Consider the following 714-nt stretch of genomic DNA (forward strand, 5'->3'; position numbering starts at 1 on the left):
ACATCGGTCTTGCCCTCAAACGGATCAGACTTCTCAGTCTTGCCAGCCTCAACGTTCTTACGATCGCCGTAGTTCGGGACGTTCCTCGACGCATCAGAACGCAGGTCAACGACGTTGACGTCGATCTCGCCAATCGAGTTGCCATCCTTGTCAGTAACGATGACCTTGGCACCCTGCGGATCAGTACCCTCCGGCACCGTCACCTTGACGTTGCCGTCTTCGTCGATCTCAACCTTGGAGTCCGGGATCTCCTTGCCGTCCTTATCGACGAGCTTGCCCTTTTCGTCACCATTCGGGTTCTCAACCTTGCCAACAGTGTGCTCGCCACCATCAGCCGGAACCGTGGTGTTATCACCAGGCTTCACGGTCGGGTTCGGCTTAACAACGTCGACAGTGACATCGACAGTCTCAGACGAACCATCCGGGTAGGTCACCTTCACCGGAACAGTGATCTTGTCACCAGGCTTCGCATCCTCCGAAACCTTGACAGTGATCTCACCGGTCTTCGAGTCGATGGCCACACCGTCAGGAGCGTTCTCACCCGGGGTGAACTTCGTACCATCCGGAGCAGTGGTCGAGTTGCCGTCCTCGTCCATGAACCTCGGAGCGGGAACCTTGGAGTCCTGGCCAGGCTTACCGGTGACATCCTCGTAGACAGGCTCGAACGTATCGTTGTTCAGCGATGCAACCTTAAACGGTGCAACACCAGTAGCG

1 protein-coding gene is annotated in these 714 nt (G+C 56.7%); it reads right to left on the reverse strand.

All coding sequences use genetic code 11. The annotated features are described in order from the left end of the window. Positions 1 to 714 (reverse strand): YPDG domain-containing protein (locus HMPREF3171_RS11655; protein ID WP_210385599.1); only part of this gene is annotated, 714 nt, incomplete at both ends.

It is taken from the genome of Corynebacterium sp. HMSC08F01, from assembly GCF_001807545.1.
GTDB lineage: Bacteria > Actinomycetota > Actinomycetes > Mycobacteriales > Mycobacteriaceae > Corynebacterium > Corynebacterium coyleae.